The 25594-nt window shown below is 71.3% G+C and carries 26 protein-coding genes; 9 read left to right on the top strand and 17 right to left on the bottom strand.

Features of this window, described 5'->3' with window-relative positions; all coding sequences use genetic code 11:
• The 6 genes from hemQ to hemE all read right to left on the bottom strand — a co-directional run bounded on the left by hemQ (window position 1) and on the right by hemE (window position 4483).
• A complete protein-coding gene (gene hemQ / locus ACFXP5_RS11280) occupies window positions 1–672 on the bottom strand; it encodes a hydrogen peroxide-dependent heme synthase (RefSeq protein WP_394544671.1) in 672 nt (223 codons plus the stop codon).
• A gap of 113 nt (window positions 673–785) precedes the next feature.
• On the bottom strand, window positions 786–1064 hold the full coding sequence (locus ACFXP5_RS11275) for a hypothetical protein (protein ID WP_394544670.1): 279 nt from the start codon (window positions 1062–1064) through the stop codon (window positions 786–788).
• Window positions 1054–1464 carry a phage holin family protein gene (locus tag ACFXP5_RS11270; protein ID WP_394528518.1) on the bottom strand — a complete coding sequence of 137 codons (411 nt, stop codon included), beginning with the start codon at window positions 1462–1464 and terminating at the stop codon, window positions 1054–1056. The genes ACFXP5_RS11275 and ACFXP5_RS11270 overlap by 11 nt, the downstream gene beginning before the upstream one ends.
• A gap of 1 nt (window position 1465) precedes the next feature.
• On the bottom strand, window positions 1466–1873 hold the full coding sequence (locus tag ACFXP5_RS11265) for a hypothetical protein (protein ID WP_394528519.1): 408 nt from the start codon (window positions 1871–1873) through the stop codon (window positions 1466–1468).
• A 112-nt stretch (window positions 1874–1985) separates the two neighbouring features.
• Window positions 1986–3452, bottom strand: coding sequence for a protoporphyrinogen oxidase (hemG, locus tag ACFXP5_RS11260; RefSeq protein ID WP_394544669.1), 1467 nt, complete (start codon window positions 3450–3452; stop codon window positions 1986–1988).
• The gene (hemE, locus tag ACFXP5_RS11255; RefSeq protein WP_394544668.1) at window positions 3449–4483 is read right to left on the bottom strand and encodes a uroporphyrinogen decarboxylase; all 1035 of its coding nucleotides are present in this window, start codon (window positions 4481–4483) and stop codon (window positions 3449–3451) included. Before hemE ends, hemG begins: the two co-directional genes overlap by 4 nt.
• 139 nt (window positions 4484–4622) lie before the next feature.
• On the opposite strand from hemE, the gene ACFXP5_RS11250 reads away from it, so the two are divergent.
• A complete protein-coding gene (locus ACFXP5_RS11250; RefSeq protein ID WP_394544667.1) occupies window positions 4623–5960 on the top strand; it encodes a glutamyl-tRNA reductase in 1338 nt (445 codons plus the stop codon).
• A 44-nt stretch (window positions 5961–6004) separates the two neighbouring features.
• Entirely contained in the window at window positions 6005–8881 is a 2877-nt protein-coding gene (locus ACFXP5_RS11245; RefSeq protein WP_394544666.1) for an ATP-binding protein, read from the top strand.
• A gap of 11 nt (window positions 8882–8892) precedes the next feature.
• On the opposite strand, the gene ACFXP5_RS11240 is transcribed toward ACFXP5_RS11245, so the two are convergent.
• Window positions 8893–9714: an ABC transporter permease gene (locus ACFXP5_RS11240; RefSeq protein ID WP_394544665.1), complete on the bottom strand. Its 822-nt coding sequence runs from the start codon at window positions 9712–9714 to the stop codon at window positions 8893–8895.
• The gene (locus ACFXP5_RS11235; RefSeq protein ID WP_394528525.1) at window positions 9711–10733 is read right to left on the bottom strand and encodes an ATP-binding cassette domain-containing protein; all 1023 of its coding nucleotides are present in this window, start codon (window positions 10731–10733) and stop codon (window positions 9711–9713) included. Before ACFXP5_RS11235 ends, ACFXP5_RS11240 begins: the two co-directional genes overlap by 4 nt.
• Before the next feature lie 136 nt (window positions 10734–10869).
• Between ACFXP5_RS11235 and ACFXP5_RS11230 the strand changes: the two genes are divergently transcribed.
• Window positions 10870–11445 (top strand): HhH-GPD-type base excision DNA repair protein, encoded by a 576-nt coding sequence (locus ACFXP5_RS11230; protein WP_394528526.1) that lies wholly within the window; start codon window positions 10870–10872, stop codon window positions 11443–11445.
• 92 nt (window positions 11446–11537) lie between these two features.
• Here the strand turns inward: ACFXP5_RS11230 and ACFXP5_RS11225 are convergent, their stop codons facing one another.
• Together ACFXP5_RS11225 and ACFXP5_RS11220 are read right to left on the bottom strand one after the other, a co-directional pair.
• Window positions 11538–12089 (bottom strand): hypothetical protein, encoded by a 552-nt coding sequence (locus ACFXP5_RS11225; RefSeq protein ID WP_394528527.1) that lies wholly within the window; start codon window positions 12087–12089, stop codon window positions 11538–11540.
• Window positions 12090–12146: 57 nt separating this feature from the next.
• Window positions 12147–13274: a hypothetical protein gene (locus ACFXP5_RS11220; protein ID WP_394544664.1), complete on the bottom strand. Its 1128-nt coding sequence runs from the start codon at window positions 13272–13274 to the stop codon at window positions 12147–12149.
• Window positions 13275–13335: 61 nt separating this feature from the next.
• On the opposite strand from ACFXP5_RS11220, the gene ACFXP5_RS11215 reads away from it, so the two are divergent.
• The 3 genes from ACFXP5_RS11215 to ACFXP5_RS11205 all read left to right on the top strand — a co-directional run bounded on the left by ACFXP5_RS11215 (window position 13336) and on the right by ACFXP5_RS11205 (window position 15830).
• Window positions 13336–13899 (top strand): TetR/AcrR family transcriptional regulator, encoded by a 564-nt coding sequence (locus ACFXP5_RS11215; protein ID WP_394528529.1) that lies wholly within the window; start codon window positions 13336–13338, stop codon window positions 13897–13899.
• Between the two features lie 86 nt (window positions 13900–13985).
• Window positions 13986–15431 carry an MFS transporter gene (locus ACFXP5_RS11210; RefSeq protein WP_394544663.1) on the top strand — a complete coding sequence of 482 codons (1446 nt, stop codon included), beginning with the start codon at window positions 13986–13988 and terminating at the stop codon, window positions 15429–15431.
• A 48-nt stretch (window positions 15432–15479) separates the two neighbouring features.
• On the top strand, window positions 15480–15830 hold the full coding sequence (locus ACFXP5_RS11205; protein ID WP_394544662.1) for a hypothetical protein: 351 nt from the start codon (window positions 15480–15482) through the stop codon (window positions 15828–15830).
• Window positions 15831–15889: 59 nt separating this feature from the next.
• Here ACFXP5_RS11205 and ACFXP5_RS11200 read toward each other — a convergent pair whose 3' ends face one another.
• From ACFXP5_RS11200 to menC, 3 genes are all read right to left on the bottom strand, one after another.
• Window positions 15890–17275, bottom strand: a complete 1386-nt coding sequence (locus tag ACFXP5_RS11200) for a glycine--tRNA ligase (protein ID WP_394528532.1) — start codon at window positions 17273–17275, stop codon at window positions 15890–15892.
• A 63-nt stretch (window positions 17276–17338) separates the two neighbouring features.
• Window positions 17339–17842, bottom strand: a complete 504-nt coding sequence (locus tag ACFXP5_RS11195; protein ID WP_394528533.1) for a hypothetical protein — start codon at window positions 17840–17842, stop codon at window positions 17339–17341.
• Complete coding sequence (gene menC, locus ACFXP5_RS11190; protein ID WP_394544661.1) at window positions 17839–18972, bottom strand: o-succinylbenzoate synthase; 1134 nt, start codon at window positions 18970–18972, stop codon at window positions 17839–17841. The genes ACFXP5_RS11195 and menC overlap by 4 nt, the downstream gene beginning before the upstream one ends.
• Window positions 18973–19128: 156 nt before the next feature.
• Here menC and ACFXP5_RS11185 point away from each other — a divergent pair, with 156 nt between their 5' ends.
• Complete coding sequence (locus ACFXP5_RS11185) at window positions 19129–19941, top strand: SDR family oxidoreductase (RefSeq protein WP_394528535.1); 813 nt, start codon at window positions 19129–19131, stop codon at window positions 19939–19941.
• A gap of 26 nt (window positions 19942–19967) precedes the next feature.
• Window positions 19968–20156: a multidrug transporter gene (locus tag ACFXP5_RS11180; protein WP_394528536.1), complete on the top strand. Its 189-nt coding sequence runs from the start codon at window positions 19968–19970 to the stop codon at window positions 20154–20156.
• A gap of 3 nt (window positions 20157–20159) precedes the next feature.
• On the opposite strand, the gene ACFXP5_RS11175 is transcribed toward ACFXP5_RS11180, so the two are convergent.
• Complete coding sequence (locus ACFXP5_RS11175) at window positions 20160–20852, bottom strand: GNAT family N-acetyltransferase (RefSeq protein WP_394544660.1); 693 nt, start codon at window positions 20850–20852, stop codon at window positions 20160–20162.
• Window positions 20853–20856: 4 nt separating this feature from the next.
• On the bottom strand, window positions 20857–21678 hold the full coding sequence (locus ACFXP5_RS11170; RefSeq protein ID WP_394544659.1) for an alpha/beta fold hydrolase: 822 nt from the start codon (window positions 21676–21678) through the stop codon (window positions 20857–20859).
• A 64-nt stretch (window positions 21679–21742) separates the two neighbouring features.
• Between ACFXP5_RS11170 and ACFXP5_RS11165 the strand changes: the two genes are divergently transcribed.
• Entirely contained in the window at window positions 21743–23044 is a 1302-nt protein-coding gene (locus ACFXP5_RS11165) for a condensation domain-containing protein (RefSeq protein ID WP_394544658.1), read from the top strand.
• Window positions 23045–23053: 9 nt separating this feature from the next.
• Here the strand turns inward: ACFXP5_RS11165 and ACFXP5_RS11160 are convergent, their stop codons facing one another.
• Together ACFXP5_RS11160 and ACFXP5_RS11155 are read right to left on the bottom strand one after the other, a co-directional pair.
• Window positions 23054–24370: an MFS transporter gene (locus ACFXP5_RS11160; protein ID WP_394528540.1), complete on the bottom strand. Its 1317-nt coding sequence runs from the start codon at window positions 24368–24370 to the stop codon at window positions 23054–23056.
• 50 nt (window positions 24371–24420) lie between these two features.
• On the bottom strand, window positions 24421–25590 hold the full coding sequence (locus ACFXP5_RS11155) for a thiolase family protein (RefSeq protein ID WP_394544657.1): 1170 nt from the start codon (window positions 25588–25590) through the stop codon (window positions 24421–24423).
• Window positions 25591–25594 lie beyond the last annotated feature (4 nt).

Raw genomic sequence — 25594 nt, 5'->3', positions numbered from 1 at the left:
TCATTGCAGGATCTCGGGGATCTCGGCGACGTCGATGCGGCGTCCGGTGAAGAACGGCACCTCCTCGCGCACGTGTCGGCGGGCCTCGGTGTAGCGGAGCTCACGCATCATGTCGACGAGGTCGGTCAGCTCGTCGGCCTCCATCGGCAGCAGCCACTCGTAGTCGCCCAGGGCGAACGAGGCGACGGTGTTCGCGATGACCCCGGTGAACGCAGCGCCCTTGCGGCCGTGGTCGATGAGCATGGCGCGACGCTCTTCCTCGGCGAGCAGGTACCACTCGTAGCTGCGCACGAAGGGGTAGACGCACAGCCAGTCGCGAGCCCGCTCGCCGCGCAGGAATCCCGGCACGTGCGAGCGGTTGAACTCGGCGTCACGGTGCACGCCCATCGCGTTCCACGTCGGCAGCAGCGGGCGCAGCAACTCGGTACGGCGCAGGCGCCGAAGGTCGCGTTGCAGCGCCTGGGCGTCGGGTCCGTGCAGCCAGATCATGAGGTCGGCGTCGGCGCGCAGGCCGCTGACGTCGTAGAAGCCGCGCACGGTGACGCCGCCGTCCTCGATGTGGGACACGATGTCGGCGAGCTCGGTGGCGTCCGGTTCGCCGACCGGGTTCTCGGGGTCGCGGCGCAGCACCGCCCACAGGGCGAACGCGGATGCTGTGGGGTCCGGGGACATGGTTCCAGTCTCTCTCCGTCGGCCACCACGACCAAACGGCGGCGCCTCGGAACGGTCAGTCTCGAGACACCGCCGTACGGAGGGGGTTCAGCGGGTGTACGTGCGAGGTGCGGTCAGCGGGCGTAGGCGCGCACGCCGAGCCAGACCAGTCCGCCGACGGTGACGGCGAGGCCCACAACGGCGGCTGCCGCACCCACCGGGTTCTGGCGCCGGAAGTCGCGCGCCTGCGCGATGACCCGGTCGGTGGTGTGCTCGATGCGCCTCGGGAAGTTGGCCTTGATCTCGATCGCGGCGAGCGCGGCCTTCAGCTCGGCGCGGGCCGACTGCACGGGGTCGGCGATACCGAGGGCGACCCCGGTGCGCGGGACGGGCAGGTTGCGCTCAGCGGTCATCGCCGGCCTCCTTGACGATCCGGATGTCCTGGGCCACGGCCTGGCCGGGGTTCTCGCGGTTGCTCAGCTTGCGGAAACGGCGCAACCCCAGCAACGCGAGGATCGCGACGATGACGAGCATCACGCCGAACACGACGAGCGCCGACAACCACACCGGCCACCACGAGCTGAGCCCGGCGATGACGAACGCGAAGAACACCGGCAGCGACCAGAACAGCACGAAGAGGGCGCCGACGAACCAGCCGGCGCCGATTCCGGCGTCCTTGGCGGTCTTGGCGAGCCACGCCTTGCCCGCATTGATCTCGGCGACGACGAGGTTGCGCACCAGCTCGGGGATGTCGCCGAGCAGGGTGAACAGGCTGTCGTCCGCGCGATCGCGGAATCCGCGGGGGGTGGTCACATCAGCTCCCGGACGCTGCCGAGCCGTTCGACGACGGCTTGGCGTCCGAGGCGGCGACATCTGCCGGGGTCGCCTTCTTGGCGTCGTCGACCGATTCCTCGACGACGTCGGCGACGGTCTTCGCCGACGACTTCGCGGCGGCACCGGCGCGCTGCGCGCGCTCCTTCGGCGTACCGGTCTCGGCGGCGGCGTGGGTGACACGCTTGGCTCCGGTCCACAGCGCACCCGGGAGGGCCTTCGCGGCGCTCGCGCCGAAAGCCTGCACCTTGGCGACCTGCGCCTGCACGGGGTCGAGTTCCCAGACCTTGGCGGCCTCGGTCTTGATCTGCTCGTAGCGCTCACGCCCGGCACGGGTGCCGAGGACGTAGCCTGCTGCGAGCCCGATCAGAAGTCCTGCTTTGCCCTTCATTCGGGCCTCCTCACGCTCGATGGAGCCTGGTCTGTGGTCCCAGGCTAGTCAGATATTCCGCTCGGGGCATCCGCCCTTGACATCCCGCAGAATGCAGGGCACGGAAACGACCTCACGCGGGGTGGGTATCGGTCCACAACACGGCGCTGCGCAGGCGATCGGCCTCGGCACGAGCGTCGGGCACGACCTGGGCGAGACCGGTGCCGGCCACCCACGCTCCGCTGACGCCGAGTCCGGGTACGGCACGCACCGCGGCCCGGGCGGTGGCGGTGCTCGCCGCCCGCCCGATCGCCGTCCCCGGCTGCGCCTGCGCGTACCGCTCCCGCCGCGCTCCGCGCAGTTGGGTCGAGACGAGGGGCACGCCGAGCAGGGCGGATGCCTCCGAGAGGGCGAGGCGCGCAGCATCCGCGTCGTTCATCCCCGCCGTCGCGGGTTCCTCCCCCTGCGCCCCGAAGGAGACTCGGAGGACGTGCACCCCGGGCTCACCGGCATCGGCGAGCCAGCGCCACTTCGCGGTGGAGTGGGTCAGGGCTTTCGCGGCGCCGCTCCCCGGCACCGTCAGCACACCGGTGCCACGGGGGTGGGCGTCGAGGGCGGCGGCGCCGCCGACCACCAGCGTGATCACCTCGACGACCGGGCCGGGCTCGGCATCGGGGGACAGCCCGTCGGCGACGGGCGAGAGCAGTGCGCGGGCGGGCGCCTCGGGGAGGGCGACGAGCACGGCGTCGGCCGGCAGCTGCTCGCCGTCGGGGAGGACGACGGTCCACGCGGGGGCGTCGGGTGAGGCGTTCGGCAGCAGTGCGGTGACCTCGGCGCCGGTACGCACCTCGACACCGCGCTCGCGCAGCCGGGCGGCGAGCGCGTCGACGAGCCGGCCCATCCCGCCGGCGATGCCCTCGACGGCGCTGCCGGGGGCGGCGGTGCGGGCGCCACGGAGGTCGGTGACGGCGCCCGAGAGCGAGCCGGTGCGCGTGAGGGCGGCGTTCAGCCCGGGAGCGGCGAGATCCACGTCGATGTCGTCGGGCCGTGCGGAGTACACGCCGGTGGTGACCGGTGCGACGAGGCGGTCGAGCACCTTCGCCCCCATCCGCGAGCGCACCAGCGCGCCGAGGCTGTGCTGGTGGCCGATCGTGAGCGGGGGCCGCAGGCGGTCGACGTAAGCACGCCAGACGCCGCTCCAGCCGATGACGCGACGGACGTCGGGCGCCCAGGGATTCGCGGGGATGCCGAGGATGCTGCCGCTGGGCAACGGCGCCGCGCCGCCCCCCGGGAGGCCGGCCACCCACGCCCCCGCGGGATTCGGGGTGGTGACCGCGTCGGCGAGGCCGAGTTCGTCGACGAGGGCGCGTACCGTTCCCCCCCGGGTGGCGTAACTCTCCGCGCCGACGTCGAGAGTGAGGCCGGCGACCTCGGCCGAGCGGATGACCCCACCCAGGCGGTCGGACGCTTCGAGCACGGTGACCTGCACCCCGACCTTGGCGAATTCGAGGGCGGCGACGAGGCCGCTGACGCCCCCACCCACCACGACCACATGGCGCTGGCGGGCGCGGGCGGCGAGCAGGCCGAGGTCTTCGGTCATTCCACGTCCCCGTGGGCGCGGGCGACGATGCGGGTGAGGACGGCCGGGTCGGTGTCGGGGGGAACCCCGTGACCCAGGTTGAGGATGTGCGCGCGCGCTGCGCGACCGCGCGCGATGACGTCGTCGACGTGAGCGGCCAGCACCGGCCAGGGCGCCCCGAGGAGGGCGGGGTCGATGTTGCCCTGCACGGTGGTGTCGGGTCCGAGGGCGGACGCCGCCTCATCGAGCGGCGTGCGCCAGTCGACGCCGACGGCGTCGGCGATGCCGCCGAGGCGCATGTCCGGCAGCAGGGCGCCCGTTCCGACGCCGAAGTGGATGCGGGGCACGATGATGCCTCCGAGCGCCTGGGCCGAGTGCGGGGCGACGAACGCGCGGTAATCCGCGATCGACAGCGAACCCGCCCAGGAGTCGAACAGCTGCACGGCCGACGCGCCGCCGGCGATCTGCGCGTCGAGGAACGCGCGCGAGACGAGGGCGAGCCAGCCGGCGAGGCGGTGCCACGACTCGGGGTCGGCGTGCATCATGCCCCGGGCGCGCAGATGCTCCTTCGACGGGCCGCCCTCGACGAGGTAGGCGGCGAGCGTGAAGGGGGCGCCGGCGAACCCGATGAGCGGGGTGTCGCCGAGCTCGGCGGTGACAAGACCCACGGCCTCGCGAATGGGCGTGGCCGCAGCGGCCACGTCGGCGGGGTCGATCGCGGTCACCCGGGCGACGTCATCGGCGGTGCGCACCGGGTCGGCGAACACCGGCCCGCGGCCGGGTTCGATCTCGACGGCGATCCCGGCGAGGCGCAGCGGTACGACGATGTCGCTGAAGAAGATGCCCGCGTCGACCCCGTGGCGTCGGATCGGCTGCAGCGTGATCTCGGCGGCGAGCTCCGGAGTGAGGCAGGCGTCCAGCATCCGTGTGCCCACCCGCAGCTCCCGGTACTCCGGGAGCGAGCGTCCGGCCTGGCGCATGAACCATACGGGCGGGCGCTCGGGGCGGTCGCCGCGCAGCGCGCGCAGCAGGGGCGAGTCGGGGGAGGCCATTGCACCATTGTCCCATCGCCCCACCCGCCGAGAATTGGTCGGGCTGGCGCGGGGGCGGCCGGGAGGGTGAGTGTCTCGACGTCGAGGCATCTCCGGCCGTTCCGGAAGGCGTCCGTGAACGGCGAGTAGGATCGAAGATGTGCTGCTGTGCGTCAGCGCGAGTCACAAGACCGCGCCCTTCGAACTCCTCGAGCGCCTCAGCGTACCCGCCACCCCGATCGCCCCGCTGATCGCCTCCCACTCGGAGTGCGTGCAGGGCGCCGTGGTCGTGGCTACCTGCAACCGCTTCGAGGCGTACGTCGATATGGACGAGCCGGTCACCGCTTCCAGCGCGATCGGCCTCGAAGCGACGCTCGCCGCGATCGAGGCAGCGACCGGCGTTCCGGCCGGCGAACTCGACGGCTCCTATCGCGTGCTCAGCGGCGACGCGGTGGCCGAGCACCTGTTCGCCGTCGCGTCGGGTCTCGAATCCGTCGTCGTGGGCGAGGGCGAGATCGCCGGTCAGGTGCGCCGTGCCCTCATCGAGTCGCGGCATCTCGGCAGCACCTCCGGCGAACTCGAGCGCCTGTTCCAGCGCGCCTCCGAGGCGCAGCGCGGCGTGAAGAACGCCACCGCCCTCGGCCGCGCCGGGCGTTCGCTCGTGCGTCTCGCGCTGGACCTCGCCGACAGCCGCATCACCGACTGGTCGCGCCTGCGGGTGCTGCTGGTCGGCACCGGCTCCTACGCCGCCGCCACGCTCGCCGCCCTCCGCGATCACGGCGCCGAAGACATCTCGGTGCACTCCCCCTCCGGACGGGCCACCCGCTTCGCGGCGAAGCACGGGATCCGCGCCGTCGCGCCCGAGCGCTATCCTTCGGCGGCCGCGCACGCCGACCTCATCATCACCTGCACGACGGCCGAGCACCACGTGCTCAGCGCGTCGACGCTCGCAGCCGGGCGCGGGGCCTTCGACACTGCGCTCGAGTCGGCTCCCGCCGCCGCCGGATGCCCCGTGTCGATCCCCGATCGCCGTCTCGTGATCGACCTCGGCCTGCCGCGCAACGTCGATCCCGATGTCGCCACGGTGCCGGGCATCACCCTGCTCGACCTCGAGACGGTGCGCCTGCACGCGCCGCTCGAAGAGCTGCAGGCGACGGATGCTGCGCGCGAAGTCGTGCGCGATGCCGCGCGCCGCTTCGCCACGGTCGGCGAGCGCAAGAGCGTCACCCCCGGCGTCGTCGCCCTGCGCACCCACGTCTTCGGCCTGCTCGAGTCCGAGATCGCCCGCGCGAAGGCGCGCGGCGACGAGGACGGCCGAACGGAGCACGCGCTGCGTCACCTGGTCGGCGTTCTCCTGCACACCCCGACCGCGCGCGCTCACGAGCTCGCCGAAGAGGGGCACGCCGACGAGTACTTCGCTGCGCTGTCGACGCTGTACGGACTCGAGATCACCGAGCCCGAAGCGCCCGATGCGGCCGCGGAACCCGGCGTGGCCTGAGCGGCGCCGAATCGTCGGCCCGGCAGCGGGCCTAGGGTGACAACGTGAAGCTGCGGTTCTTCGGGGGCATCGCCGTGGACGGCAACGGGGGCGTCACCGACGGTGGCGCCCCGACCCTCGTCCCGGGCCGCGGTCAACAGGCCCTGCTGTTCCGCCTCGCGGTGGACGCCTCGACGACCGTGACCTACCGAGCGCTCGCCGAAGACATCTGGGGTACCGACGCTCCCGCCGACCCCCGTGCGTCACTGCACTCCCTCGCCTCACGGCTGCGCAAAGCCCTTCCGACGGGCACGCTCGAGGCCGTCCCCGGCGGCTATCGCCTGAACGTCCCCCGCGACGACATCGACATCACCCGGTTCGCCGACCTCGTCGCGCGGGCCCGACGCGCCGCCGACCCCGGGGATGCAGCCTCCCTCGCGCAGGGGGCGCTGTCGGTGTGGGCCGGCGACCCGTGGACCCCCGGCGACGGCTTCGACTGGGTGGTCCGCGACCTTCTCGAAGACCGGGCGCACGCCGAGCGACTCGCGGGCGGGCCGCGGGCGGTCACCCCTTCCCCCAGAGAATCCGCCGTGCCTGCCGCACTCACCCCCTTGGTCGGGCGCGAGCCCGAGCTCGCGCTGATCGAGGGGCAGCTCGCCGTGGAGCGGCTCGTCACGATCGTCGGCCCGGGAGGCGCGGGCAAGACCACGCTCGCTCTCGAGACCGCGCGTCACCACACCGGAGTGATCCTCGTCGAACTCGCGCCGGTCGCCGCCGGCGTCGTGTGGAGCGCCCTCGCCGGTGCCGTCGGGCGCACGGTGCGTCTCCCCGACTCCGCCGTCACCCCTCTCAGCGCACGCGACCGCGTCATCCAGGCCCTCGCCGGGCGGGAGGTGCTGCTCGTGCTCGACAACTGCGAGCATGTGTCCCGCGAGGCCGCCGAGGTCGCGCTCGACCTGCTGCAGACACTGCCGGGATCCCGGGTGCTGGCCACCAGCCGCGAGCCGCTCGGCGTGCCGGGGGAGGCCTTCGTCGACCTCGGACCGCTGCCGATCTCCGACGGCATCGAGTTGTTCGAGCGGCGCATGCGCGCAGCGACCGGAGCACCGCCCGACGCGAGCGACGCGGCCACCGTGGCGGGGATCGTGCAGCGCCTCGACGGCCTTCCCCTCGCGGTCGAGCTGGCGGCGGCCAAGACCCGCACGCTCTCGCTCGCCGAGATCGCGGCCGGTCTGGATGACCGGTTCGGCCTGCTGGGCGCCGGTCCTCGTGGCCTGCCCGCCCGCCACCAAACCCTGCGGGCACTGATCGACTGGAGTTGGGACACGCTCTCCCCCGCCGAACGCACCGCGCTTCAGGCCGTCGCCGTCTTCCCCGACGGCATCGCCGCCTCGGATGCCGCCGTGGTCGGCGGGCACGTCGACCTCTCCCCCTCGGCGTTCGATGAGCTCGTCGACCGCTCGCTGCTGACACGCCGCGACGGTCGGTTCCGGATGCTGGAGACCGTGCGCGCCTACGGTCTCGACCGCCTCCGAGCCGGCGGCGACGAGGCGGTCTTCCGTGCAGCGCAGGCGGAGGCGATGGCCGAGCTGGCGGCCGCTCGCGACCAGACCCTGCGGGGCCCGGGGGTGCGCGCGGGTCTGGGGTGGTTCGACGCCAACGAGGACAACCTCGCGAGCGCCCTGCGGTACTGCGCGGACAGCGGGCGACGGGTGACCGGGGTGCGCCTCGTGCGAGCGCTCCTGTGGCCCTGGGTCCTCCGGGAGCGCGTCGAAGACCTCGCGTCGAGCGCGATCGCTTTCGACGACGCCGAGACTGCGCTCGAGTCAGAACCCGCCGTCGTCGTGGCGGGGCTCGCGCTGCTCGCGGACGCCTTCCCGATAGTGATGGCGGGAGCGCAACCGCCGAACACGCAGGAAGAGCGGGCGGAGGGTGCGCGAGCGTTCGCCGAGCGGGGCGAGCAGATCATCGCGGCCGTGCGTCAGCATCCGTCCGACCTGTCCTCTGCGCTCCCCCCGCTCGTGCGCAGCATCGGAGACGCCGTGGCGAACCGCGCCCAGGACCTCACGTGGGCGAACGGCATCACCTTCGCCGAGGGCCCTGCGGCCGACGCGCCACCGTGGACGCACGCCTTCCTCAGCGCGCTGCGCGCCGGCGCCGCGCAGAACGCCGGCGACGTCGAGACGCTGGGGACCCAGAGCGAAAGCTCACTGCGCGTGTTCCGCGAGCTCGGCGACCCGTGGGGCATCGCCTTCGCCGGACAGCTGAAATCGGAGTGGCTCATGCTCGAGGGCCGGCTGGAGGAGGCGCTCGAGACCGCCGACCGCTCGACGGCCGCACTGACGGGCCTCACCTCTTCCAGCGACGCCGTGCAGCAGCGTTCCTCGACCGTCGGGCTGCTGCTGCGCCTCGGTCGAATCGAGGAGGCCCGTGCGCGAAGGCTCGAACTCGAGGACTACGCCGACCGCGACGGTTCGGAGCGGGCGATGATGCAGGTGCGGATGATCGACGCGGTGATCGAGATCGCCGTCGGCGACGGTGAGGCGGCGCTGGGCCACCTCACCGGTATCGACCCGGTGAGCGCGGGACTGCCTCCGCAGCTCACCGCCTGGCGGGGATCGAAGCTGGCTCAGGCGCTCGTGCTGCTGGATCGGGTGGACGAGGCGCGTGAGGCCCTGCTCGAGGCGGTGCCGCCGTCGATCCTCAGCGGGGATCAGCCGATCATGGCCGACGTCGCCCTCTCGCTCGCCGGATGGCTGGTCGCGACGGGACAGGATGCTGCCGCCCGGCGTGCGTTCGCCGTCTCGTCGGGCCTGCGAGGCCGGCCCGACGAGACCGACCCGTTCCGGATCCGCATGCTCGCGCGAATGGCCGCGGCGCCCGAGGAGGAGATCCTGGACGCCGCGGCCGAATTCGTCGAGCTCACCGCACTGCTGCGCTGAGTGGTGGCCGGCTAGACCTTGCGCATGTAGGTACGCACGGTGAGGGGCGCGAACACCGCGACGATCACGAACGCCCCGAGCAGCGTGACGATCACGTCGGAGCCCACCGTGCCGTTGTTCACGAGTTCGCGGACGGCGGTCACCAGGTGCGAGACCGGGTTGATGTCGACGAACCACTGCAACCAGCCGGGCATCGTGTCGGCCGGAACGAAGGCGTTCGACAGGAATGTCAGCGGGAACAGGATCACCAGCGACACCCCCTGCACGCTCGAGGCGGTGCGTGCGACGACGCCGAAGAAGGCGAAGATCCAGCTGACCGCCCACGCGGACACGACGACGAGGAGCCCCGCCACGACGACCGAACCGAGGCCGCCCGCCGGCCGGAAGCCGAGGATGTAGCCCATCGTGAAGGTGAGCGTGGTGGCGATCGCGTAGCGGACGGTGTCGGCGAGCAAGGCTCCCGACAGGGGGGCGATGCGCGCGATCGGGAGGGACTTGAACCGATCGAACACGCCCTTGTCCATGTCTTCGCGCAACTGCACGCCGGTGACCACGGAGGTCGTGATGACCGTCTGCACGAGGATGCCCGGAATGATGATCGGGAGGTAGCTCTGCACGTCGCCGGCGATCGCGCCGCCGAAGATGTAGGTGAACATCAGCGTGAACAGGATCGGCTGCACCGTCACGTCGATGAGCTGCTCGGGGGTGCGGCGGATCTTCAACAGCCCCCGCCACGCCATGGTGAAGGTGTTCTGCACGGTCTGGGCGACGCTCGCGTGGTTTCGGAGGTCGCGCTCGGCGACCGGGACGATGGGGGCGGACAGGGCGGTCATGCGGGTGCTCCTTGCAGATCGGTCGTGAGCTCTCCGTCGGTGTCGCCCGAGCGGTCGGGCACGGATTCGGTGCCGGTGAGCGTGAGGAACACCTCGTCGAGCGTGGGCTGCTGCACGCTGAACTCGCTGAGGTGCACCCCGTTCTCGCGGAAGGCCAGCAGCAGGTCGGTCACCCGGTCGGGGTTGCTCATCGGGACGGTGAGACGGGCGGCCTCGGGAGAGACGATCACCGGGACGGCGAGCACGCGCTCGACGGTCTCGCGCGCCAGGTTCAGCTCGGCGGTGTCGCGCAACCGCAGCACCAGCGAGGCCTGCCCCACCGAGGCTTTCAGTTCGGAAGCTGTTCCTTCGGCGACGACGCGACCGTGGTCGATCACGGCGATACGGTCGGCCAGTTGATCGGCCTCGTCGAGGTACTGGGTGGTGAGCAGGACGGTGGAGCCCGTCGCGACGAGGCGGCGAATGGTGTCCCACATCTGGCCGCGGGTGCGGGGGTCCAGGCCCGTGGTGGGCTCGTCGAGGAAGATCAGCGGCGGCTGGGCGATGAGGGACGCTGCCAGGTCGAGGCGGCGTCGCATGCCGCCGGAGAACTTCGACAGCGGGCGGCGGGCGGCCTCGGTCAGACCGAACTCCTCCAGCAGATCCTGCGCCCGACGCCGGGAGTCCGCGCGGGAGAGCCCGAGCAAGCGACCGAAGATGACGAGGTTCTCCGTGGCGGAGAGCGTCTCATCGACGGAGGCGAACTGGCCGGTGAGGCCGATCAGCTGTCGGACGACCTGGGCTTCACGGACGACGTCGTGACCGAAGATCTCGGCGTGCCCGGCGTCGGGGCGCAGGAGCGTTGCCAGCATGCTGATGGTGGTGGTCTTGCCGGCGCCGTTGGGGCCGAGCACTCCGTAGACCGTGCCGGCGTCGACGATCAGGTCGACCCCGTCCACGGCGCGATTGCTGCCGAAGGTCTTCACGAGACCTTCGGCGCGGACGGCGGGGACGCGCCCCGAACGAGTGGATGAACTCATGGATGTCTGCCTTTCTGTGGGCTGACCCCAGAGTGCGCCGCACGCGCTGTCACGCTGCCGTCATCGTGCTTCCAGCGCTGTCGCCGCGCTGTCAGCGAGCATCCGGTGACGGGAGCGCCTGCGGCACACTGGAGGCATGAGCCTGCACATCACCGACGATCCCGCCGCCGACGCGTTGCTGTCCGAGAACCCTCTGGCGCTTCTGATCGGGATGCTGCTGGACCAGCAGGTGGCGATGGAGACCGCGTTCGCCGGCCCCCTCAAGATCGAGGAACGGGTCGGCGCGATCGATGCCGCCACGCTCGCCCATGCCGATCCGGAGAAGTTCGCCGAGGCGTTCAAGACCCCACCGGCCGTGCACCGCTACCCCGGATCGATGGCAGCGCGCGTGCAGGCACTGAGTGCGGCGATCGAACAGGACTGGGGCGGCGACGCCGCAGCGATCTGGACCCGGGGCGAGCCGACGGGCGCCGAGGTGCTGAAGCGGCTGAAGGCGCTTCCCGGCTTCGGTGAGCAGAAGGCCCGGATCTTCCTGGCCCTGCTCGGCAAGCAGCGCGGCTTCACGGGCGCCGGATGGCGCGAAGCGTCCACCCCCTACGGCGAGGAGGGCTCCTATCGCTCGGTCGCCGACATCACGAGCCCCGAGTCGCTGGCCCGGGTGCGCGACACGAAGCGCGCCGCGAAGGCCGCGGCCAAGGAAGCGAAAGCCTGAAGCCCACCAACGGCACCGAAGGCGAGATGCCGCTCCTCGCATTCGCCTGGTTCGAGCGCGCGACCGCCCGCCGCGCGACTCCGGCCGCGTCGCTACTCGCGGCCCTCATTGAAGCCGCAGTCGACCGAGCCGGCGCGCTCGTCAGCGGCGAGAATCCTGCCGTCGCGGCGGATCTCGCACGAGATCACCGTGGTGGGGGTTGATGACTTCGCATTGATCCCGATGACCGTCTGGTTCGAGTCGAGCGTGATGGTGTCTCCCGAGTCCCACTCCGCGGCGGTGCGATCGGCTCCGTTTCTGATGATGACACTGACGGCGTCCGGCGAGTCGACCCTGAGCGTGTAGACCGCGGACGGGGCCAGAGCTTCCGCGAGGAGCACCGCGACGACGGCGACCACGGGGGTGATTATCGCCAGCGCGGACATCACAAAGGCGACGACGCGGCCAGGGCGGGCGGCCGCGGGTCGTCGTGCCCTGATCGCGAGAACGAGCGCGACCACACCGAGTGCCACGGGCACGATGAGCAGGGCCACGCGCGACCATGACAGGAGCATGCCCATCGCGAAGAATGCGAGGGCGGCAACCGAGAGCACCACACTCGCCACGCGCAGTCGTGTCACCGCGAGCTTCTGATCTTCGGGCATCGGTTTCCCCTTCGAGACACGACGAGCATAGGCGGCCGCGAAAGCGGAGTCCGCGTCTTAGCGCAGCGACGGCCATTCGTCGGAGGCGTAGAGCTCGCCCTCTACGCGCGGTGCGATCTCGCCGAGCGCCTGCCGCAACTCGGAGGGGTCGCCCCACCACGTCGGAGAGCTCAGTTCGAGCCAGACGCTGCCGTCCTCGGCGATCGAACCGTCGACGACGTAGCCGTCCTTCTCGCCGTTGGCGCCATACCCGCCCTGCTCGGTCTCCCAGCCGGCGCTGCGCAACAGATCGGCGAACGACTCCGCCGATGCGCCCGTGGTGACGGCATCGAGGGTGAACGTGGCCTCGACGGAGTAACACTCCGCCTCGGCGTCGCTGCACGATCCGGCGTAGTCCGAGAACCCGCTGCTGTACACCTCCCAGCCGCTCGTTCCGAAGCTCTCGCGAAGGGGCACGAGCATGCGCTGCAGCTCGTCGTAGCGGGCCTCGGCCCGCTCGAGCTGGGTGTCGATCGGCTGGCTCTCGACCTCGGCGACGGTGTCGCCCGCCGCGTCGCGCTGCTGGGTGGTGGCCGCCGTCGCCCCGAGAACGCCGGCGATGAGCAGCACCGGCACGGCGATCGCCGCGATCCACGCGACCACGGTCCACCGCGCGTACGCAGCGGCGGACACCCGCGGGTGGGCGAGCACGATGACCAGGATCGCGACCCACGCGCCAGCAGCGAGCAGGAGGCAGACGAACGACAGGGCCTGCTCGGCCCCTTGAGACAGTCGGACCTCGCCTGCCCCGACCAACATCGACGGGATGTCGCCGGAGTCGCCGATCCCCCGGATGGTGATGATGAAGCCGAACCATCCCCACCAGTTGAGGAAGAGCAACCAGATCACCGGGGCCGGAGTGGAGCGCCACCCGCGCCGTCGGAGCAGGAACCACGGCAGCATCCCGAGCAGCCCCAGAACGGGAACGAGCACGGGCGACGCGAAGAGCAGGATCAGCGCTTCCCACCCGCCACTGCCGCTGATGAACCCGCGCAGCACGAGGAAGACCGGCAGCAGCCATGACATCCACGGCCACACCGCCCAGGCGAACCGGGCGATTCCGGCCGCAGCCGGTCCGACCGCCGTCGCAGGCGGGACGGGCGGCGGTGAACCGGGAAGCGGCGGGGCGGGGCGATCGATGGCCATGTCGTCAGCGTATCGGGCCCGGTCTTGCGCCCGAGCAAAGAGTGAGTGTACAGTCACTCTCATGCCCTCCCGCAGCTCTCTCCTCTCCACCGCCGAGGTTCGTCGACCGCTCGTCATCGACCACGCCATCGCGGAATTCGCGCGCGGGGGCTACCACGGCACGACGATCGCCGACGTCGCCCACGCGGCGGGCATCTCACCCGCGTACGTGTTCAAGCTGTTCCCGAGCAAGGAGCGCCTGTTCGTTTCTGCCCTCGAGGCGTGCTTCTCCCGCATCGTCGGGGCACTCGAGGCCGGTGCCGACGCGGCGCACGGCCATGACCCGGCCGTGCTGCTCGACGCGATGGGTGACGCCTATGCCCACCTCATCGCCGACCGCTCCCTTCTCCTGCTTCAGGTACACGCGCAGTCGGTCGCCGGCGTTCCCGAGATCGGCGACGCCCTGCGCGCAGGGCTCGCCCGGGTCACGGAGTTCGCCAAGAGCCGCTCGCGCGCCGACGACGAGTCGGTGCAACGCTTCATCGCCTACGGCCAGCTCTGCCACCTCATCGTGACCACCGGTATCGACGAGATCCCCGAGGCATGGGCCATTCTGCTCTCCCGCGGCATCACGCACCCGTCCTGAACACCCGCCACCTGCATCTCTTTTCGTTTGTCCTCAAGAGTGAGTGTTCATTCACTCTCTACCGCTCCACCGCTGAAGGAGTTCTCATGTCTCACGCCTCCACCCTGTCCGCCCCCACCACCGGTTCGCCGACGCCGCGGAGCACCCGCCGGTGGTTGGCCCTCAGCATCCTGGCCCTCGCGCAGTTCCTCGTGGTGCTCGACGCGTCGATCGTTAACATCGCCCTACCGGTGCTCGGCGATCAGCTGGGGATGGACACGGTCGCTCTGGCCTGGGTCATCACCGCCTACGTGCTGCCCTTCGGCGGGCTGCTGCTGCTCGGCGGGCGTCTCGCCGACCGCTACGGGCACCGCCGCATCTTCCTGATCGGAACGATCGGTTTCATCGCGGCCTCGCTCGTCGCCGGCCTGTCCGTCAGCAGCGGGATGCTGCTCGGCGCTCGCGCGGTGCAGGGCGCCTCAGCGGCTCTTCTCGCCCCCGCAGCACTCGCCCTCGTCACCCACCTCTTCCCCCTCGCGAAGGATCGCACCACGGCGCTCGGCATCTGGGGCGCCGTCGCGGGCATCGGGTCGGCCGCCGGAGTTCTGCTCGGTGGAGTCCTCACCGCCACCGTCGGGTGGCAGGGGGTCTTCTTCGTCAACGTGCCGATCGGCCTGATCGTCGTCGCGGTGATCCCCCGACTGATCTCCCGGGACACGGCCGGCGCGGCCGGGCGACTCGACTTTCCGGGCGCTGCCACCATTTCGGCCGCGCTCGTCGCCGCGGTCGGAGCCCTCAGCGCGGTCGAGCAGGTCGGCTTCCTGCACCCGCTGACCCTCGGCCTCATCGCGGTCGCGGTGGTCTCGGGGAGCGCGTTCGTCGTCATCGAGCGCCGGAGCGCCGAACCGCTCGTTCCGCTCGCCATCTTCCGCAACCGCAACCTCACGGTCGGCAACATCGTGATGCTGCTCGTCGGTGCCGCGATGGTCGCGCTCTTCTTCGCCCTCTCCGTCTACATGCAGGCGGTCCTCGACTACGACGCCCTGGCCGCGGGACTCACGCAGCTGCCACTGGCCGGCGCCCTCGTGATCACCGCCGGACTCGCCCCCAGCGTCGTCGGCCGACTCGGTACGACCAAGACCCTCATCGCCTCGCTCGTCGTCCTCGCGGGTGGCCTGGTGTGGCTCGCCGCCTCCCCCGCAGACGCGGTGTTCGTCGTCGACATCCTCGGCCCCAGCATCCTGATCGGGATCGGACTGGGCGGAGCCTTCGTCACCGCCACGCAGCTGTCGGTGGACGACGTCGAGGGCGGCGAGGCCGGCCTCGCGGGCGGACTCGTGAACACCAGCCAGCAGATCGGCGGCGCGCTCGGCCTCGCGGTGCTGGCCTCCCTCGCCACCGCCCGTTCCGGCGCACTCGAGGCGGCCGGCACTCCGGCAGGACAAGCCCTCACCTCCGGGTTCTCCTGGGTCTTCCTCGGCGCCGCCGCCTTCGCCCTCGTCGCCGCGGGAGTGGCCGCGCTGACCCGGAGCCCCGCCCGCACCACCCGCTGATCGCAGCATCCACCGCCAGACCGCACCACCCGACGCAAGGAGCACGAAATGACCGCCACACTCACCCCCACCCCGCCGACCACCGCTCAGAAGACCCCCCTGCCCTTCCGCATCGCGGCGTGGAGCGTGCCCATCCTGGTGCTGACCCAGTTCTCGATGGTCGCGATCATTCCGGTGGCGGTGCTCGCCATCGCCGTCATCGCCGACCGCCGCGTTCGGGCGCTGCGGTGGTGGACCGGCCTGCTGGTGGCCGCTTACGCGACGCCGCTCGCGATCTGGCTGCTGCGCGACGACGGAGCGCAGAGTCTGTCGAAGGACATGAGCCCCGTGTTCGTCGCCCTCATCACGGTGATCTCCGCCGTCCTCCTCATCAAGCTCCACTCCCGACGCGCGCGCTGAACCCCGTCACGGCGAAGGCCCCCACGGAGCGTGATCCGTGGGGGCCTTCGGCGTGCGTGTCAGGCGCCGCGGAGGCGCTCGGCGAGGTAGCCGTGCAGCGCGTCGAGCGGCACGCGCTCCTGGGTCATCGTGTCGCGGTCGCGCACGGTGACGGCGCGATCATCGAGCGAATCGAAGTCGATCGTCACGCAGAAGGGCGTGCCGATCTCGTCCTGGCGACGGTAGCGACGGCCGATGGCACCGGCGTCGTCGAAATCGACGTTCCAGTCGGTGCGCAGATCATCCGCGACCTCGCGCGCCAGCGGCGACAGCCGCTCGTTGCGCGACAGCGGGAGCACGGCGACCTTGACCGGCGCGAGGCGGGGGTCGAGCTTCAACACCGTGCGGGTGTCGGTGCCGCCCTTCGCGTTCGGCACCTCTTCCTCGCGGTAGGCGTCGACGAGAAACGCCATCATCGCGCGGGTGAGACCGAACGACGGCTCGATGACGTACGGGGTGTAGGTGGTGCCGCTGGTCTGGTCGAAGAAGTTGAGCTTCGCGCCCGAGGCCTCGGAGTGGCTGTTGAGGTCGTAGTCGGTGCGGTTGGCGACACCCATGAGCTCGCCCCACTCCTTACCGGGGAAGCCGAAGCGGTACTCCACGTCGATCGTGCCGTCGGAGTAGTGCGCGCGGTCATCCTCCGGAACGTCGAAGCGGCGCATGTTGGCGGGGTCGACGCCGAGATCGACGAACCAGTTCCAGGATGCTTCGACCCAGTGATCGAACCATTCCTGCGCCTCGTCGGGAGCGGTGAAGTATTCGATCTCCATCTGCTCGAACTCGCGGGTGCGGAAGATGAAGTTACCGGGCGTGATCTCGTTGCGGAACGCCTTGCCGACTTGGCCGATGCCGAACGGCGGCTTCTTGCGCGAGGCGGTGAGCACGTTGGTGAAGTTGACGAAGATGCCCTGCGCGGTCTCGGGGCGGAGGTAGTACAGCCCGCTCTCGTCGTCGACGACGCCGAGGTAGGTCTTCACGAGTCCCGAGAACGAGCGGGGCTCGGTGTACTGGCCCTTCGTGCCGCAGTTCGGGCACGGCACGTCGAGCAGGCCGTTCTCGGGCACACGCCCCTTGCGCGCCTCGAAGTCCTCGAGCAGCGTGTCGGCGCGGAAGCGCTTGTGGCAGTGCAGGCATTCCACCAGCGGATCGGTGAAGGTCGCGACGTGACCGGATGCTTCCCACACGCGCTTGGGCAGGATGATCGAGGAGTCGAGGCCGACCATGTCGCCGCGACCGCGCACGAACGTCTGCCACCATTGGCGGCGGATGTTCTCCTTGAGCTCGGTACCGAGGGGGCCGTAGTCCCAGGCAGACCGGGATCCGCCGTAGATCTCGCCCGCTTGGAAGACGAACCCGCGATGGCGGGCGAGGGCGATGACCTTGTCGAGGCGGGATTGTTCGGCCACGGTGGCTCCAGAAGTCGAATGCAGAACGCGCGAGAGATGGCGGCGATGGCCGCAGCATCCAGTCTACTGAGCGGCGCTGGCCGCACCGCCGGCGAGGGTGCCGCACTCGGCGGTGTACACCCCGGCGATCACGTCCTGCACGTCGGGCAGGGCCATGACGGCGGTGGAGGAGGAGGCGCCGAGCGTGAAACCGACGCTCGCGGTGGGGGTCCCCTCGTTCGGCACCGTGCAGTCGATCGCCGGCAGCTGCAGGCGCACGATCCCCGACTCGCCGGGGGCGATGGTCTTCGGCCGGATGACCGTTCTCCCGGCACGGCCGGCGAAACGGGGGTCCTCGATGCGCACCAGGCCGATCTCGAGGGGGTCTTCGCTCGTGTTGTGGATCTCGACCTGCACCTGGCGCAGCTCGATCTTGGAGGTGAGCGGCACGAGCTCGGCGGTGATGCCGGAGGGCAGGGCGGTGGCGGACGGCGAGGGATGCGTCACCCCGCAGCCGGCGAGGACGGTGGCGGCGAGCGCCCCGATCGCGAACAGCGCCGCCGCGCGGCGCGGGGAACGAGCGCTCATCGGAGCACCTCCTCATACGCAACCGTGAAGTCGTCGAGGGCGACGGGATCGATCTCGACGCCCAGCCCCGCCCCCACCGGCACACGCACGTGCCCGTCTTCCAAGACGGCCGGCTCGGTCACGATGTCGCGCGCGTAGAAGCGGGAGGAGGCGGAGATGTCGCCGGGCAGGGTGAAACCCGGCAGGGCGGCGAGCGCCGCGTTGGCGGCACGCCCGATGCCCGTTTCCAGCATCCCGCCGCACCACACCGGGATGTCGGCCGCACGGCAGAGGTCGTGGATCGCGAGGGCTTCGAGGTAGCCCCCGACGCGGCCGGCCTTGATGTTGATGATGGATGCTGCGCGCAACGCGATCGCGTCGGCCGCAGCCTTCGCCGACACGATCGACTCGTCGAGGCAGACCGGGGTGCGCAGGCGCCCTGCGAGAGTGGCGTGGTCGACGAGGTCGTCCTCCTGCAGCGGCTGCTCGATGAGAAGCAGCTGGAACCGGTCGAGCTCGGCGAGCAGTTCGGCGTCGGCGAGCGTGTACGCCGAGTTCGCATCGACCTGCAGGGCGATCTGCTCGAACGCTTCGCGGACCGCGGCGGTGTCGTCGATGTCGCGCCCGGGTTTGATCTTGATCTTGATGCGCGCGTACCCCTCGTCGAGGTAGCCGCCGACGGCATCGACGAGAGCGGCGGGATCACGCTGGATGCCCACCGAGACTCCGGACGGCACCCGATCCCGCACCGCACCGAGGTACTGGGCGAACGAACGACCCTCGACCCGCAGCGCCGCGTCGAGCACGGCGGTCTCGAGGCCCGCCTTCGCCATGCGGTGCCCGACGAAGGGAGAGAGCACGCCGGCGACGTCTTCCGCGGCCAGCGACGGAGCGTCGAGGAGGGCGGGGATCATCCAGCGGCGCAGCACGTCCCAGGCGCCCTCGGTGTACTCGCTCGAGTACAGCGGCGCGGACTGCGTGACGACCTCGCCCCAGCCTTCGCCATCGGCGGTGCGCGCGCGCACGATGATCACTTCGCGCATGTCCTCCGTGCCGAAGGACGTCGTGAAAGGACTCACGAGGGGCATGTGCAGCACGCGCAGGTCGAACCCGGTCAAGCGCACCGGAGCAGAAGGTCGCGCGGGGGGCATGCTGCCAGGGTAGCGACGCCCGGCTGAGCGACCGCCGTGGGGCCGGTTTCGTTGCCGAAGCGTCACCTGCCGCGGGGCGGGATCCGCACGCTAGCGAGCCCACCCCGGCGTGTAAAGGCCGGGGTGGGCTCGGCGATGCGTGCCTAGCCTCGAGTCATGGCTCCCGTCGATTTCCTCCCCCGTCATGCGATCGTCACCGCTTCGGACTCCGGTATCGGGGCGGCGACCGCCGTCGCCCTCGCCGAAGCCGGACTCGACGTCGGCGTCACCTGGCATTCCGACCGAGAGGGCGCCGAAGCGACCGCCGAGCAGGTGCGGGCGCGCGGCTCCCGCGCGGTCGTGGCCCGCTTCGACGCGACCGACTTCGCCGACGCCGGGCGGGTCATCGACGCCCTGGCGGATGAGCTGGGCGGCGTGGATGTGTTCGTGAACAACGCGGGCGGCGGCTCGGGCGGGCCGTTCCTCGACCTCGACCTCGATGCGTGGCGCCAAGACATCGCGCTCAACCTCGATGGGGCCTTCATCGGACTGCACGCCGCTGCGAAGCGCATGGTCGCCGCGGGTCACGGCGGGCGCCTCATCGCCGTCACCAGCGTGCACGAGCACCAGCCGCGCGTCGGCAGCGCCGCGTACGTCGCCGCCAAGCACGGCCTGGGCGGACTCATCAAGACGATGGCGCTCGAACTCGGCCGCTACGGCATCACGGCGAACAGCGTCGCCCCCGGCGAGATCGCGACCCCGATCAACGACATGGACCCCGAGGACGCCGAGCGCACCCACCGCCCCGGCATCCCGCTCGGACGCCCCGGCACGCCCGATGAGGTCGCCGCGATGGTGGCCTTCCTCGCCTCTCCCGCCGCGGCGTACGTCACCGGCGCCAGCCTCGTCGTCGACGGCGGGATGCTGCAGATGGGTCCGCAAGCCGGCTCCGACCTCGACAGCGACGCCTGGCGCGACGCCGGCCGGTAACCGCACGACCCGCACCAAGGAGAGCGATGAAGGAAATGAGCGACGCCGAGAAGCGTCACGACCAGTTGACCAGCGCGCCCGATGCGACCGAGGCGGATGCCGCGCCCCGCATCGATGTCACCGAGCACGACGGCGTCACGCGCATCGACATCCGCGATGACGCGGCCGTGCGCCCGGGTCCGGGCCAAGGCGACCCGGCCGCCGAGAGCGAGTAACCCTCACCCGAAGAGGTATCCGCGCTCGTCGAAGCCGACCACGCCGAGCCCGTCCTCGAGATGCGCGAGGAACTGCTCGCGGACGCGCACCCGCCACCGGGCAGCGTCGGCGGGCGACTGGGCGCGGATGGCCTCGATGTCGCGCGGTATCGCGACGATGACCGAGGCGTCCAGGTGAGCCCCCGGCTCTGGCGCTCCGTCGACCCGCCATGACGCCATCAGCCGGTCGGACGCGTCTCCGCGGTTGATGTCGTCGTCCATCGGGCCGTATTGGTCGACCAGATACTCCGCGACCTCCGCTCCCAGCACCCGCAGGTTGAAGTGGGCGTTACGCAAGACCAGGGGGTCGAAGGTCCAGGTGATGCGTTCGATCCCGCGCTCGCGCGCCCAGGCCCGTTGGTGCTGCTTGATCGCGCGCCCGATGCCGCGCCCCTGCGCCTCGGGCACGATCCCGGTGATGTGCGAGTGCAGCGTGCGATCCTCCGGGGAGCCGAAGAACGCAGCAGACGCCCCCAGCATCCGCTCCCCCTCGTAGACGCCGACGACGTAATTGCCGGCGTGCTCGAGAGCGCGCAGGATGTTCGCCGGCATGCTCGACCGCTCGCCCGGCCAGACCCGGTCGAACACGCTCGACGCGGCGTGCACCTGCTCCACGCTCGTGAGCGGCAGGATCCGGATGCCGAGGGGTTCGGACATGACGTCAGTCTGGCAGCGGCAGGCTGCGCGTGCGCAGCAGCTCGCGACGGTCGGCGGCCGAGACGTGCTCGGCGAAACGTCCGGCCCACCCCAGCACCTCGTGCGGCGAGCGGGCGACGGCCAGGATGCTGCCGGGGATGACCTCGCGCAGTTTCTCGGCCGTGGAGACGGGGTGGGCGGGGTCTCCCGCCCAGGCCAGCAGCAGGGTGGGCGGGGTCAGGAGCCGCAGCGCCCCCACCGGCGGGAGGTCGGTCGCGGCGGCGCCGCGCATCACCGTGGGCAGCAGGCCCGCCGGGACCGCGGGGTAGGTGGCGGGCGCATCGGCGAGAGCCGGCGGTACCGGGGCGGAGCTGCCGAGCTCGACCAGGGCATCGACGCCCTCCCGCTCGACGAAGGCCGCGTTGCGGCGGTAGGTCTCGGCCTGAGCGGCACGGGTCACCCCGGTGGTCGGGGGGACGACGAGGGTCAGGCTGAGGAAGCGGGACGGGTCGCGGACGGCAGCGTGCAGCAACGTGCCGGTGCCCATCGACGGGCCGACCCCGTGCACGCGCCGGCCCGGCGCGACGGCATCGAGCAAGTGCAGCAGATCGTCGGCGAGACGGTCCCACCCGTACGAGGCCGGGTCGGTATCGCCCGTCGACAGGCCGTGCCCGCGCGCGTCGTAGCGCAGCACCCGATGGCCGACGAGCGCACGACCGAGATCGAGTCCGAGCTGCGCGTCGCGGGCGCGAGAGGAGGTCAGCCCGTGCAACTGCACGGCGAACGGCCCGGAATCGCCCGTGACGTCGTACGAGATCGCGGCGTTGCCGAGATCGAGCACCCCCACCGTCGTTCCCCCTGCCGCCCGCGCGTCACCAGCGCGAGATATCGTCCGCCTAGACTACGACGCCATGCGCCTGACCACTGTGACGAGGATGACCCTTCCCCCGGGGCGACTCCACAGCTATGTCGTCGGAACCGCGGGCGACCGCGGCCGGAGCCTGCCGGTCTCGTTCGACCAACGGCGCCACGTCGGGGAGGGGCAGCGGCCCGGCTCCTGGATGGCCGTCTCGTTCCGGCTGCCCGCCGGTGTCGCCCGCGACGAGCTCGCCGCGGCGTGGCTCGCGGTGATCGCGCGGCACGGCACCTTCCGCACCGTCTTCGGACGCAGCGACGCCGAAGAGCTCACCCTGCACGAGCTCACGGTCGAGCCGGGCGGGTGGGAGCAGCATCCGATCGCCCCCGGACGCACCGCGCGCGAAGTCGTGCGCGACGTGTTCGATCAGGCGTGCGCGCCCTTCGAATCCCCCTCCTACCGGCTGTGCCTGCTCGAGCCGACCGACGAGCCCGACCGCGGCGTGGTCGTGATCGGGGCCGACCATTCGCACGTCGACATGTGGTCGTGGCACGTCGTCATCCGCGACCTGCTGGACGCGATCGCCGACGTGCGTGCGGGACGCCCACCTCTCCCCGGCGAGGTCTCCTCCTTCGCCCAGCACAGCGCGGTGCTCGAGGCCATGCCTCCCGCGCCTGACGACGTCAGCCGTCGGTGGGAGCAGATCCTGGCCGCCGAGGCAGGCTCCATGCCCCTCTTCCCCCTTCCTCTCGGCGACGTCTCGCACCCCCGCCCCGCCGTGGTCGAGGTGCGCGACGTGCTCGACGCCGCCGAGCTGCGGCGCTTCGACATCGCGGCGGCGGCAGCGGCCGTGCGCCCGATCGCCCTCGCGATGAGCGTGCTCACCCGCGTGACCCGCACGCTCGCCGATGCGCCCCTGCGCGCGGTCTTCCCGGTGCACTCGCGCCACGAGGACCGATGGCACGACGCGGTCGGATGGTTCATCACCAACGCGGTGATCGAGAGCGACGACGACGATCCGCTCTCCTGCGCCCGGGCGGTGCGCGAGGCGATGGCCCTCGGCTCCCATCCGCTCGCCCCGATCCTCGCGCCCTACGGCGGCATGCCGGTGCGGCCGGGCATGTTCGCCATCTCGTGGCTCGACGCTCGCCGGATGGCGATGCCGATCGGGCCCGAGCTCGAGATCCAGCACGTGTCGGCGGCGATCGCCACGGACGGCGTGATGATCTGGTTCATCGCCACCGAGGCGGGGATGCAGTTGCGCTCGCGCTACCCCGACACCCCGGAGGCCCGAGCGAACGTGTCGGCGTGGCTGGATGCGATCGAGGCGGAACTCGAGGACGCGGCAGCGCGCTGAGGACGCGGTTCAGCGCCGCGGCGCGTCGAGGCCGATGTAGCGGCGGGTGCGTTTGCGCTCGATCAGGATGAACGCCGTCCCCACCATCCAGAGCGGCACCTGGGTCAGGAACGCGAGCCGGAAGGCCTCGAGGGAGTACGTCTCGGGAGTGCCCGCGCCCTGGGCGTCCATCGCGAGGCCGATGAAGAGGATCGCCAGGAGGCCGGCGAGGAACCCGCCGCCGTTCACGATGCCCGTCGCCGTGCTGAGGCGGTGGCTCGGGTTGTAGGCGCGGGCGTGGTCGAACGCGATCATCGACGCCGGTCCCCCGGTGCCCATCGCGAAGGCCAGGATCAGCAGCATCCAGAGCGGTGCCGGACCCGGCCATGCGATGACGACGAGCCAAGCGGCGGCCTGCAGCCCCACCGAGGGCAGCACCAGCATCCGGGACCGCCGGAACGGGTGGCGACTCGAGAGCATGCCGACGAACGGGCCGACGGCGATCCCGGAGAGCACGAACGCCGTCAGCACGAGCGAGGCTTCGCCCCGCTCGAGCCCCTCGCCCGCGGTGAGGAAGGGGAAGCCCCACAGCAGCACGAAGGCATTGCCGGCGAGCGGGGTGGTGAAGTGCGACCAGAACCCGAGGCGCGTCGCGGGGTGGCGCCACGACTCGGCGAAGCCCTGCCGCAGGTCGGCCGAGGAGCGCACGACGGTGATCGCGCCGGTGTCGGTGTTGACCGCGACGTCGGCGCTCCGCGAAGGGGGTCGATTGCGGATGACGGCGAAGATCAGGACGGCGAACAGCATCCCGAGTCCCGCGAGCGAGCCGAACGCCACGCTCCACGAGGTCGCGTGCAGGAGCGCCGCGAGCGGGATGACCGACACCACCTGCCCGAGCTGACCGAGGATACCGGTGAGCTGAACGAGGAAGGGGGCACGCTGGGCAGGGAACCAGGTCGCGATCACGCGCAGGACGCCCGGGAAGATCGCAGCGTCACCGGCGCCCAGCAGCACGCGGGCGAAGATGCCGACTCCGATGTCGCTCGTGAGGGCGAGGACGAGCTGGCCCAGCGCCATGAGCACCATTCCGATCGTCATCACCGGCCGAGCGCCGAAGCGGTCGAGCAGCAGTCCGACCGGGATCTGCATGCCGCCGTAGACCGCGAGCTGGATCACGGCGAACATCGACAGCGCCGAGGCATCGGCGTTGAACCGCGTCGCGGCGTCGATGCCGACGGCTCCGAGCGAGGTGCGGTTCGTGATCGAGAGCACGTAGCCCGCGAGGCCCACGCCCCACACCAACCACATCCGCCAACTCGGGGCGGGGGCAAGCACAGGAGCAGTCACGATTCGTCTCTTCGAAGCATCGGGGGGATGCTTCCAGCGTAAGCCGCGCCTCAGCGCTCGAGCACGATCGCGAGCCCCTGTCCGACGCCGATGCAGATGGCGACGACCGCGACTCCACCGCCGCGGCGGGCGAGCTCGTGGGCGGCGCGACCGACGACGCGGCCTCCCGAGGCACCGAGGGGGTGCCCGATCGCGAGCGCACCGCCGTGGGTGTTGAGCTTCGCGGGGTCGAGCTCCGTCCACAGTTTCGCGCACGCGAGCGATTGCGCGGCGAACGCTTCGTTGAGTTCGACGAGATCCACGTCCGCCCAGGTGCGGCCGGCGCGGGCGAGCGCGCGGTTCGCGGCCTCGACGGGGGCGATGCCGAACACGTCGGGGTCGTTGCCGAACACACCGCGACCGGCGATACGGGCGAGGGGCTCAGCATCCAGCGCCCCTTCCGCCCCGAGGAGCACCGCCGAGGCGCCGTCGTTGATCGGGGAGGAGTTGCCCGCGGTGACCGAGCCGTCTGCGGCGAACAGCGCCTTCAGACCGGCCAGTTTGGCGAGGGTGGTGTCGGGACGGATCGACTCGTCGCGCGCGAGCTCGGCGCCCGGCACCTGCACGATCTCCTCGTCGAAGACGCCCGCGGCCCAGGCCTCGGCTGCGCGTTGGTGGCTCTGGAGGGCGAACTCGTCCTGCTGCTCGCGCGCGATGTCGTAGAGGCCGGCGAGCTTCTCGGCGGACTCGCCGTTCGAGATCGTCCAGTCCTTGCGCAGCTTCGGATTGACCATCCGCCAGCCGATCGCGGTGTTCCACATCGTGGGGTTGCCGATCGCCGGGTACGGCTTGGACGCCTTCTCCACCACGAACGGCGCGCGACTCATCGACTCGACCCCACCGGTCAGCACGAGGTCGGCGTCGCCCACCTCGATCGCGCGCGACCCCTGGATCACGGCTTCGAGCGACGAGCCGCAGAGCCGGTTGACCGTGACCCCGGGCACGCTCGAGGGGAAGCCGGCGAGCAAGGCGCCGAAGCGCGCGACGTCGCGGTTGTCTTCGCCGGCCTGGTTGGCGTCGCCGAAGATGACGTCGTCGATGCGCGCCGGGTCGATGCCGGTGCGGGAGACGGATGCTGCCATCACGAGCGCGGCGAGATCGTCGGGGCGAACACCGGCGAGCGCGCCGCCGGCGCGGCCGAAGGGGGTGCGGACGGCATCGTAGATCCAGGTGCTGGGCATGGGA

It is taken from the genome of Microbacterium hanjuni (genome assembly GCF_043556395.1).
Taxonomy (GTDB): domain Bacteria; phylum Actinomycetota; class Actinomycetes; order Actinomycetales; family Microbacteriaceae; genus Microbacterium.
The sequence above is the reverse complement of the archived record's forward strand: the minus strand, read 5'-3'. Positions and strand labels throughout refer to the sequence as shown.